Annotated in this window: 9 protein-coding genes; 5 read left to right on the top strand and 4 right to left on the bottom strand. The window is 46.7% G+C overall.

The window, feature by feature from the left end; genetic code table 11:
* The first annotated feature begins 139 nt into the window (after positions 1–139).
* The gene (locus FLM48_RS02845) at positions 140–1285 is read left to right on the top strand and encodes a putative sulfate/molybdate transporter (protein WP_179023317.1); all 1146 of its coding nucleotides are present in this window, start codon (positions 140–142) and stop codon (positions 1283–1285) included.
* Positions 1286–1514: 229 nt separating this feature from the next.
* Here the strand turns inward: FLM48_RS02845 and FLM48_RS02840 are convergent, their stop codons facing one another.
* The 3 genes from FLM48_RS02840 to FLM48_RS02830 are packed head-to-tail and all read right to left on the bottom strand — an operon-like array spanning position 1515 to position 4224.
* Positions 1515–2057 carry a response regulator transcription factor gene (locus tag FLM48_RS02840; protein WP_028772740.1) on the bottom strand — a complete coding sequence of 181 codons (543 nt, stop codon included), beginning with the start codon at positions 2055–2057 and terminating at the stop codon, positions 1515–1517.
* Entirely contained in the window at positions 2045–3289 is a 1245-nt protein-coding gene (locus FLM48_RS02835; RefSeq protein ID WP_179023315.1) for a sensor histidine kinase KdpD, read from the bottom strand. Before FLM48_RS02835 ends, FLM48_RS02840 begins: the two co-directional genes overlap by 13 nt.
* Positions 3289–4224 (bottom strand): SDR family oxidoreductase, encoded by a 936-nt coding sequence (locus FLM48_RS02830; protein WP_179023313.1) that lies wholly within the window; start codon positions 4222–4224, stop codon positions 3289–3291. Before FLM48_RS02830 ends, FLM48_RS02835 begins: the two co-directional genes overlap by 1 nt.
* 350 nt (positions 4225–4574) lie before the next feature.
* On the opposite strand from FLM48_RS02830, the gene FLM48_RS02825 reads away from it, so the two are divergent.
* Complete coding sequence (locus FLM48_RS02825) at positions 4575–6572, top strand: methyl-accepting chemotaxis protein (RefSeq protein ID WP_179023311.1); 1998 nt, start codon at positions 4575–4577, stop codon at positions 6570–6572.
* A gap of 4 nt (positions 6573–6576) precedes the next feature.
* Here FLM48_RS02825 and FLM48_RS02820 read toward each other — a convergent pair whose 3' ends face one another.
* Positions 6577–7161: a LysE family translocator gene (locus FLM48_RS02820; protein ID WP_028772743.1), complete on the bottom strand. Its 585-nt coding sequence runs from the start codon at positions 7159–7161 to the stop codon at positions 6577–6579.
* A gap of 108 nt (positions 7162–7269) precedes the next feature.
* On the opposite strand from FLM48_RS02820, the gene FLM48_RS02815 reads away from it, so the two are divergent.
* From FLM48_RS02815 to FLM48_RS02805, 3 genes are all read left to right on the top strand, one after another.
* Positions 7270–7710, top strand: coding sequence for an Lrp/AsnC family transcriptional regulator (locus FLM48_RS02815; RefSeq protein WP_028772744.1), 441 nt, complete (start codon positions 7270–7272; stop codon positions 7708–7710).
* The gene (locus FLM48_RS02810; RefSeq protein ID WP_179023309.1) at positions 7700–8332 is read left to right on the top strand and encodes an HAD-IB family hydrolase; all 633 of its coding nucleotides are present in this window, start codon (positions 7700–7702) and stop codon (positions 8330–8332) included. The genes FLM48_RS02815 and FLM48_RS02810 overlap by 11 nt, the downstream gene beginning before the upstream one ends.
* Positions 8333–8459: 127 nt before the next feature.
* Positions 8460–10364 (top strand): alkaline phosphatase D family protein, encoded by a 1905-nt coding sequence (locus tag FLM48_RS02805; protein ID WP_179023307.1) that lies wholly within the window; start codon positions 8460–8462, stop codon positions 10362–10364.
* Positions 10365–10401 lie beyond the last annotated feature (37 nt).

The raw sequence follows: 10401 nt of genomic DNA, 5'->3' as shown, positions 1-10401 counted from the left end.
TCCATAAGTGCGTCAACTTGTCTCACTATAAGGTGAGTTAATGGTGCCATAACACTGTAATACCCTTGTTTTTACTGGGGTATTGAAACTGGCATTTATCTTGCTATCACTAAAGTGATCTTTTTCCACGGCAAGTTATATGACATGTAAGTATTCTTTTTTAAACCGTTGTGACCGTTTAAGTGGTGAGTTCAGTGGCGCATTTGCTGATCTCGGCACCTTCCTGCCTTTAGTGCTGAGTTTAATTGCATTAAACCAGTTTTCGCCCCAAGGTATTTTTATGGGGTTTGGCTTATTCGCATTGTTTATCGCGATGTATTATCGCCGCCCAATTCCCGTACAGCCCATGAAAGTGATTGCCGCCTTGGTCATCGCCCAGGGGTTAACACCCGGCATGTTGCAAGCCAGTGGTATTTTAATGGGAATAATTTTGCTGGTGTTGGCGTACTCTGGCGCCATTACTTGGATGGCGAAGCAGCTTTCTCCAGCCGTCAGTATTGGTATTCAACTTGCTATTGGTTTGCAGCTCATCTGGATGGGCGGCCTGATGATGAGCAATACTTGGTCTATCGGCCTAATTGCCCTAGCCGTTATCTTCTTTAGCCGTTTCTTACCGTTACGTTATCTCGCCATGCCCGCAGTGTTAATTGGCGCCATGTTGTGGCAGTACTACACTGGCAGCGCAGATAGCTTTACCCCAGTAGTGCAGTCCCAATGGCAGTTAGCTTGGCCAACCATCGATGAATGGACCGCAGCAGCCGGCCTGTTAGTATTGCCACAGCTTGCTTTAACCTTAACTAACGCCGTAATAGCCACCTCGGCTATGGCTAAAGAAAAGTTCCCCGAAGATGGTGACAGACTGGCGCCAAAACAGCTCGCAAAAACATCAGGTTGGGCTAATTTATTGCTGGCACCATTTGGGGCAACCGCTATGTGTCATGGCGCAGGAGGCTTAGCGGTGCAGCATCACTTTGGTGCTCGCACTTGGATTGCGCCAGCCATTTTTGGCAGCAGCTGCATTATCATCGCGCTTGCATGGGGAGACGGAATGGCAAGCTTACTCGCGCTTATTCCGTTGGCGGTACTTGGTAGCTTACTCACCATTGCTGGCACGCAATTAGCGTGGTCGCGCCGTTTTATTGATGGCAGACCATTCTGTATTTTTGTGATTTTTTCAACTGCCGCAGTGTGCTTGCTAATCAATACAGCAGCAGGATTAGCGGTAGGGGTCGTGCTAGAGATGGGTCGTCGCCAATGGCTGACCGTATCGGATCTTAAGTCTTAAAAGCCACACGTAATATTGAAAACTAAACCGCAACTGCGACAAGGTGTCGCAGTTGCGGTTTTTTCCTTTGCCAGCTTAGGCTTAGATTGCAACAATCTCAATTAGGCCTCGGCCAAGTATTGAAAATTTTGGGAGCTTTACCACTGCAATTACCCACCCCGAACCGGTCTACTCTCCTCTAAGATAGCCTTCGGGGTTCTTTTCAATGAACCTTATCGATTACATAACACTATTCATGCACGGGTTTTTTTAACAGTTTTCGCTGCAATGTACGCCGATGCATTCCTAGCTGCCTAGCGGTCGCTGATACGTTACCACTGTTAGCCGTCAGCACTTGCTGAATATGTTCCCACTCCACCCGTTTAGGATTAAGCGGCGTATCATCAAGTTCGCTCGCGGCCAACTCATTAGGTGAAGCATTGAGTGCGTTAAGTAAAGTTTGGGTATCGGCCGGTTTAGCTAAATAATTGTCAGCCCCAAGCCTGATTGCTTCAACAGCAGTGGCAATACTGGCGTACCCAGTTAACAGCACCATAATGACATCGGGCAAAGAGCGCCGAAGCGGCTCGATTAAGGCTAAACCATTGTCTTGCGCCAATTTCATATCTAAAAGAATATGGCTAGGCTTAAACTGCCGAGCCAGCAATAGGCCTTGGCTCGCATCATGACAAAACTGACACTCAAATCCCTGTTTGCTCATTCGCCGCGCTAATACGCCAGCCAAAGCAACATCATCTTCAATAATGAGTAGTTTTTTTGCTAACTTTCCCATACTGGTAACTCCACTTGGGCCACGGTGCCGCCATCTGGAGGACTACTCAGTAACAGCCGCCCACCTAAACGCTCAAAACTGGCATGACTCAACATTAACGCGATTCCCATCCCCTTTGGCTTTTCGACAATCTTATGTCCTAATTGCGTCAAAAGCGCAGGCGGGATCCCGCAACCATAATCTTTTACCGACACCACTAATTGCTGAGTCACATCATCGTACTGCAACGTCACTTCAACTTGATAATGACCGCGATTCTCAAAACTGGCCCGCGCACCGTTCTCAATTAATGACAGCAATGCGGGTAATAAGCTTGCATCACTACTTAGCTGTAATCCTTCGCTTTGAACTGGCGCTGTGAGCGACAGCTGCACTTGGGGCATTAACAATGTGACTTGCTGTTGTAAATCTAAACCAAGATCGTTTATCGCCTGTAACTGTGGCTCACTTTCACGGATAGACTCAGTGGCAATGCGCAGATCCGCTAAGGTCTTTTCGCACACGCCTAATGCTGTATTCATATCGGACAACATAGGATCATCTGCGGGCAAGTCATCCCCAAGCTCGTCCACTAATAGTCTTAAGCTGGCCAATGGAGTGGCGAGCTGATGCGCCATCTGCGCTGATGCCGTCCCTAACGCCAGTAACTTTTCTTGGCGTAATTGCGCCTCACGCATATAAGCCAGTTCGGCATCTTGGCGCCGCATACGCTTAGCAATATAGGCCACGGTAGTGGTTAACACGAGCGATGAGATCACAAAGTTAAACCACATACCCAAATAGTGTGAGCTCATGTCCATACCATGATGATTCATGGTCGATTCCGGAATAGAGAACACCATAACCGAATAAGCTAACGTCGATAAACATGCCAATATCCATGGCGCCCAATAAGGCAGTAATATGGCAGAGATGGCGATGGGCATTAGCAATAATGAGATAAATGCATTGGTTGCCCCACCAGAGAAATACAACCAGCTAATCCAAAAACAGCTATCAATCGCTAAGGCAATAAACAAGCGTTTATCACTACTTAGCAGTGGCTTTCTATTCCAAATCACGACCACCAAATAGATGGCTTCAATCGATAAGGTCAAGTTAAGCAGCGGGCTGTGCAAAGACAAACCAAAGGTGTCAGCAAAAATAAAGGTCAGACATAGTTTAAGCACTAACCCCATGGTCCAGAGCAGCGCTAACTGCTCGCCACCACGATAGACATTACTCAATTGCATTAAGCACCCTCTGCATTAGTGAGCTGCAGGCCTATTGCCGCCAAAGCTTGCGAAGACTGCGTCAAAGCATCGGTGGCACCTTGAACAAAATCTACATCGCTGCGAATATTTAGTGCCTCAAGGCGTTGGCACAACAAGCTGCAATCTCGTGGTCGTTTGGCACTATCATTGGGGGCATCCGCGGGTAAAATGTGCTCGCTTGGCTTACCGACCAGTTTCGCCAATGTGAGTAACATATCGTACTTTGTCATACGCTCACGGGCGCTAAAATGATAGATACCATGCACGGGTGTCTGGTTGGCTTTATGACTGGCCAGCTGCAATATGGCTTGCGCAATATCAGCGGTACTGGTTGGTGAGCGTATCGCCCAATTATCAATGTGTTGCTGGGAGAGATGATTAAGCTGGTTAAGCAGCACCAATACTGCTGACTCATCGACACGCTCAACCTGGCCATACAAAATGGGGAGCCGCAAAATGGCAAAATCGTCGCTGACGGTTTGTACGACTTGCTCCCCCTGCCATTTAGATTGACCATAAAAATTCACTGGATTTGGCAAATCGGACTCAGCATAGTTTCCCCGCTGACCATCAAACACATAGTCGGTAGAAACGTAGAGTAGCCAGACGTTGTGGCGCTGAGCCGCATGAGCTAAGTCTGCGCTTGCCTGTACATTGAGGTTCAATGCCGCCTCGGGATTTTGCTCTGACACATCAGGCCGCCGCTCGGCAGCGCAGTGGATAATCATATCCGGTTGCACCTCAGCCAAACAGGCATCAACAGCCTTGCTGTCGGTAAGATCTAACCGATAATCCCCTGCATTTGCACGGCTAAAAGCCGCGGCTACCACTTGAAACTGAGCTTGCTGCTTAAAGGCGGCTACAACCGCCCTGCCCAACAAGCCACTGGCGCCGGTCACAAGTAATTTTGTCATGAGTTTTCCCTAATTAGGCTTTCCATGACGCTAGTTTAGGGCGTTTACGCGCCAATGAATAGCCACGATTACCACGGATGTGACCAGCCGCTTATGCGCATCATTACCAAGGCAGATATTGGAAAATCCGCAATCATGGGTTGCTCAGCGGTACGAGTTAACATCAGCTTGGCAATGCGACCTGCTCAAACTCACCCCATGAAATAACTGCGTTAGCCAGCAAGACTAGTCAATAGCGCTAGCGAGTATTGGCTTTCAAAGCTGAACATTTTTTATTCAATTCAGAAGGATGACTCACAACCAAAATTAATGTATACAATATTTAAAATACAAAAATAATAAAGATTGCTATGTTTAATAAAATTAAGTCTTCAATCGTCGCCCAATTAACCTTAGGTTTGTGTATCGCCTTGTTTAGTATTACGGTGCTCAATGGCGCCATTAACTTACAACGCGTCACCGAACAAACCGAGTCGTTTTACCAACAGGCGGTGCAGCAGTCTTTGGATCGCGTGACCACTGAACTAGGTAATATTTTATTAACTAAAAAGCTGCAGTCAGATGCGTTATTTCTAAACCCCACCAGCCTGGACGCCATTGCTAGCCTTAAGATACGCGGTGCCTCGTACGAGGATAATACGCAGATCACTGATCTACTTGAGTTCATCAACCAGATAGCAGCGATGGATCCTCTTATCGTGACTCCCTATTTTTCATCGGCGGTGACCCATGAATACTATGATATTTATGGTCGCTACCTAGATAATGATTACAACGTATCGACTCGCCCATGGTGGCAAGAACTGTTAAAAATCAATCGCCTCTATATTGAAGATCCGCAGCGAGATCTTTCCGGGCGATTGGCTGTTGCTATGCGCCAGCCCCTTTATCGAGACGATGTTTTACTTGGTAGCGTTGGCCTAGATATAGAAATGACAGGATTTACTCAGGAGTTGATGCACAAGGCTAAAATTAACGGTGTCGGCGAAGCCTTTCTAATGACCGACAAAGGCACTGCTGTCGCCTTTCCAGATATAGATCAATTTACCGGTAATAAGTTACGAATTGCAGATGTCGACCAGCATTTCAAGCAAGCTAAAGGGTTTAATGATTTACAACAAGCAATGCTCGCCGGTACTGTTAGTGACTTTCCTGTGCAGTGGCAGGGCCAAGCCTATCGAGTATATAGTCAAGCCATTACACTCACAGCCCCCAAGCTTGACTGGCAAGTTGCTGTCATGCTTCCAGAAAGCGCGATTAGCCAACCGCTGGAACAAGCACAGCTATCTGAATTGCTGCGAATCGTGGTTATCTTAGTCATTATGGCACTGGCTATTGCTTCATATAGTCGTTGGCAACTTAAACCTATAAAACAATTACTTGATGGCCTACAAACCATCGCTAGCGGTGATGCTGATCTATCGCAACGGATTAAATTAAATCGCCAAGATGAACTCGGTGCACTCGCGCAAGCCTTCAACCAATTCGTCAGCCAACTGCAAAACTTAGTACAAGACACCCGAGACTCAGCTGGCAATGTCAAAACTCAAACCGAGGAGGCGCAATCCTCAATCAATCAGTCTCAGCAACACATTACTAGTCAGAAGCAGCAAATAGAGTCTGTTGCGAGTGCTGCAACGCAGACAGCACAAACCTCTGAGCATGTCTCAACACGTATTGGCAGTGTTTACGATATTGCGCAGCAAACTGATAGGCAAGTGCAAAGCGGTCTTAAGGTGGTTCGCCAATCTGTACAGGGGATTGAGCAACTAAACAACCAAATTAGCCAAGCTTCCGATGTGGCTAGTCATTTAAAGGCTGAAACAGAGAATATCTCTGAAGTGCTGGATGTGATTAAGGCCATTGCCGAACAAACCAACTTATTGGCACTTAATGCGGCAATCGAAGCTGCAAGAGCCGGAGAACAAGGGCGAGGTTTTGCAGTCGTGGCCGATGAAGTACGTTCTTTGGCATCAAAGACACAAGATTCTACCTCTCGAATCCAAGATATTATTGTGCGTTTGCAAAGCAGTGCAAACGACACTGTAGAGGTAATGAACGCCAGCCAACAAGACACCCGCCAGTGCATGCAGCACAGTGATGAAATTGCCGATACCTTCAATGCAATTACCGATGCACTGGGTCAATTCCAACAACAAACCAATGAAATTGCCAGTGCCATTACTCAACAAACAGCAGCAGCGCAGCTGATCAGCGAAAACATTTGCGCTGTTAGTGACAAAGCCGATGAAAGTGTCAATCAAATTCAACGAGTGACACGATCGATTGGCACCGCTGAATCACAAGCCACTCAATTACAACAGTTGCTCGGCCAATTTAAGGTGTAACACACTAAAACATCATCACCAAAGACAATAGCAATAACGCCGCCATGGTAATATTAAACCCGCGTAAACGCTGGTCGCAACTGAGCCAGCGTTGCAGTTTTTGCCCAGCGTATGCCCAAATACTCACTGAGGGGATGTTCACCAGTGCAAAACACATTGACACAATCAACACCCCTTGCCAGGTGCCACTAACGTTATAAACACTCACCGCAGTCAAGGCCATTGACCAAGCTTTGGGATTGATCCACTGAAAATTTGCCGCAGCAATAAAGCTCATTGGCTTATAGGCGCAATCATGACGACTGGGTTTGCTTAAGGCGATTTTCCCTGCCAAATAGATAAGATAACCAATACACAATACTTGCAATATTTGCTGTAGCAGCGGCCACTGCTGAAACAACTGCATCAGACCAACGCCAACTAAAACCACCATAAAGCTAAAGCCTAGGGTGATACCCAACATGTGCGGAATAGTGCGAACAAATCCCACATTGGCACCCGATGTCATCAACATAATATTGTTGGGGCCTGGCGACACCGTTGAGGCAAACGCAAAAGTTAATAATGCAATGAGACTTTGTAGCTCCACAGTGATTCTCTCTCGGTAAACAGTAGAGATTGAATTTTACCGCGTATACAGGTAAATTTTATTCCTTATTGACGACGATTACGTGCTTTTAAGCAACAAATTAACATTATGGATAGATTTGACGAAAGAATATTGCAAGCGCTAAAAGTGAATAGCAAATTGTCTAATGTCGACTTAGCTCAACAAGTGGGTTTATCGCCATCTGCAACGTTAAGAAGAGTGCAAGAACTCGAACGCAGTGGCGTGATAAAAGGCTATCGGGTTATTTTAGATGCGGGGAAAATGGGCATTGGCTTTATCGCCTATGTCACCATTGGTCTGTCTAATCACAGCAAAGCAGCGCAAAAGGCATTTGAAAACGACGTAATGCGAGCAACTGAAGTCACTGAGTGCCACAACGTCACCGGCGCCAATGAATATTTACTTAGAGTTGAGACCCGTGATCTTAACGCCTATAAGCATTTTCATACCGACATACTCGGTGATATTGCTAACGTGAATGCCATCACCACATTGGTGGTAATGGATACCCCCAAAGATGAGCGTTAAACCCAAAAACGCTGAGCAGCCCACCATTGCCTTTTTTGATTTTGACGGCACTATCACCGATACCGACTCGTTTACCGCATTTATGCGATACAGCGCTCAGCCATGGCGTGTTGTCTGTTTTGGTCCTCTGCTTTTGCCACTTTATCTTGGTTATAAAGCCGGCTTTGTTCCAGCCAGCCCACTACGCCGTTTAGTATCACTGCTCGCACTGCGCGGCCGACACTATCGAGAGTTGAAACATATTGGTCAGCAATATGCCGCGCGTTGCCTGCCTAAGTTTATCCGACCAACGATGTTGGCTAAGTTAGAGTGGCATCTAGCTCAAGGCCATGAAGTGGTTGTGGTCTCTGCCTCATTAGATTTGTATTTGCAGCCATGGTGCCAGCAACATCAACTGGCGTTACTGTGCAGCGAAGTTGAACAGCAGCAACAGCGACTGACCGGCAGCTATGTCAATGGCGACTGCTGCGCACAGAGAAAAGTGAGTCGAATTCAGCAGGCGTATAACCTCAGTCACTACCAAAAAATCTATGCCTACGGCGACACCGATGAAGACCTGGCAATGCTTGGCCTCGCTGACGAGGCCTACTTAAATAATAAGCTTTATCAATCCAAAGCTTAGCGCATGGTATTGCGGGCAATGTCATTGTTAATCTGGTCATATTCTGTGACGATTATTATTTTGCAAAACCAGCCCAATTCGCTAACCTGACAGCATAGACCCGCACTTTGCTAGGATTTGACTCGGCATGACGCCAGATAATTTACCACTTATCATTGCAGGCCCCATTTTACGTCACTGTGATAACCATCATTTTACTTTGTGGTTTGTTAGCCGTGAGCCTCTTAGCAATTTAAGTGTCGCGTTAACTCAGCAAGGCGATACCCCTGTTGAGCTTTTTCAACAAACATTGACCGAACAGCAGTATTTAGCCCTTCCCTTGGGTCAGCGCGCCTACCAGTATCTAATTCAGCTCGAACAACCTGAGTTACTCCCCAGCAATCAATCGATTGCTTATCAGGTTTATGCTGATGATGCAGCCTTGTTTAGCGAGATCGATGACATACAGTACGACGAGCAAACACCAGTCAATTTTATAGTCAAACCTAAGATTGAGCATATGCTGCATGGATCTTGTCGCAATGCACATCATCACAGTGGTGATGCTTTGGTGGCCGCCGATACCCAACTAGGCCAAGATTTAAGCCTAGCCGCCAGACCAAGTCTGTTAATGATGAGTGGCGATCAGGTCTATGTGGATGATATTGCTGGACCTATGTTATACGCCATTGGCAAAGTCATTGAGCTACTCGGTTTGCATGATGAACATATTGACGCGCAAATGCTTACCCACAGCAAACAGATTAGCTATCAACCTGCTGCGCTGTACCAACGTCATCAAAAGCTGTTACCCCATACAGAATATCCTGCTAAAACGGCCCTAGGTCGCTGGTATCGTAACCACCCAGTGTTCACTTCATCACTGGCCGAAAACCACCTTGTCAGCCTGTCAGAAGTGATGGCGCTATACTTACTTACCTGGTCACCTGAGCTGTGGCAGCAAATTGATATCCCCAAAGAAGTGGCAGGATTAAGCCCGAAGTTGCAGCAACGTTGGCAGCAGGAGTGGCAGCATTTACTTGAATTTAAAGCCGGCTTACACCAGGTCAGACGTTTGCTTGCCCATATACCCACCTATATGATTTTCGATGACCATGATGTCACCGACGATTGGAACCTAACGGCTAAATGGGAAGAAGCCGCCTATGGCCACCGGTTTTCTAAACGGATTATCGGCAATGCACTGATAGGCTATACCTTGTTTCAAGGGCTAGGTAATGCGCCAGCCGTTTTTCAACCCACAATAGCTACCAAGCTAAAGCAATTTCTTAGTGACTATGATGAGGCCAGTCACGACAGTCTGATCGACGATCTACTTAAATTTGAAAACTGGCACTATCAACTCAACACTAGCCCCAAAGTCGTGGTACTTGATACCCGCACCAATCGCTGGCGCAGTGAATCTAACTTGGCAAAACCTTCCGGCTTAATGGATTGGGAAGCCTTAATGGAGTTTCAGCAACAATTAGTCGGCGAAGACAAAGTCATTATTGTCTCTGCCGCCCCCATGTTTGGGGTAAAACTGATTGAAACAATACAAAGAACGGCCACAGCTTTTGGCGCGTCATTATTGGTTGATGCTGAAAACTGGATGGCCCACCCCGGCACCGCAAATACCTTGCTTAGTATTTTCCAGCACCGCAAAACCCCACAACAATTTGTGATTTTGTCCGGTGATGTACATTACTCTTTTGCTTACGACATCCGCATCCGATTCCGCAGAGGTGGACCGAGGATCTATCAAATTACCAGCAGTGGTATTCGTAATCAGTTTCCTGAAAAGTTACTGCCCTGCTTCGATAAGCTTAATGGGTGGCTTTACGGGCACTTCTCACCACTTAACTTCTTTACTAAGCGTAAACGCATGTCTATTCGTGGGCGCATGCCCAATGGTGAGCGCAGTCAGCGTTTGGTGAACAACAGTGGAATTGGCCATGTCTATTTTGGTGAGAATGGTGAACCAACAAGCATACGGGTTTTACATGCTGATATGAGTATCACTCAGTTTGATCCGCCAAGAAGTAAGCGCTAGTCCTTTTTGGCACTAGCGCTGCTATCAGAGATAAGTG

The organism is Shewanella sp. Scap07 (assembly GCF_013394145.1).
GTDB lineage: Bacteria > Pseudomonadota > Gammaproteobacteria > Enterobacterales > Shewanellaceae > Shewanella > Shewanella waksmanii.
The sequence above is the reverse complement of the archived record's forward strand: the minus strand, read 5'-3'. Positions and strand labels throughout refer to the sequence as shown.

Coding starts and splice junctions, on each gene's coding strand:
- FLM48_RS02845 (WP_179023317.1), top strand. CDS start 140: ATGACATGTAAGTATTCTTTTTTAAACCGTTGTGACCGTTTAAGTGGT.
- FLM48_RS02840 (WP_028772740.1), bottom strand. CDS start 2,057: ATGGGAAAGTTAGCAAAAAAACTACTCATTATTGAAGATGATGTTGCT.
- FLM48_RS02835 (WP_179023315.1), bottom strand. CDS start 3,289: ATGCAATTGAGTAATGTCTATCGTGGTGGCGAGCAGTTAGCGCTGCTC.
- FLM48_RS02830 (WP_179023313.1), bottom strand. CDS start 4,224: ATGACAAAATTACTTGTGACCGGCGCCAGTGGCTTGTTGGGCAGGGCG.
- FLM48_RS02825 (WP_179023311.1), top strand. CDS start 4,575: ATGTTTAATAAAATTAAGTCTTCAATCGTCGCCCAATTAACCTTAGGT.
- FLM48_RS02815 (WP_028772744.1), top strand. CDS start 7,270: ATGGATAGATTTGACGAAAGAATATTGCAAGCGCTAAAAGTGAATAGC.
- FLM48_RS02810 (WP_179023309.1), top strand. CDS start 7,700: ATGAGCGTTAAACCCAAAAACGCTGAGCAGCCCACCATTGCCTTTTTT.
- FLM48_RS02805 (WP_179023307.1), top strand. CDS start 8,460: ATGACGCCAGATAATTTACCACTTATCATTGCAGGCCCCATTTTACGT.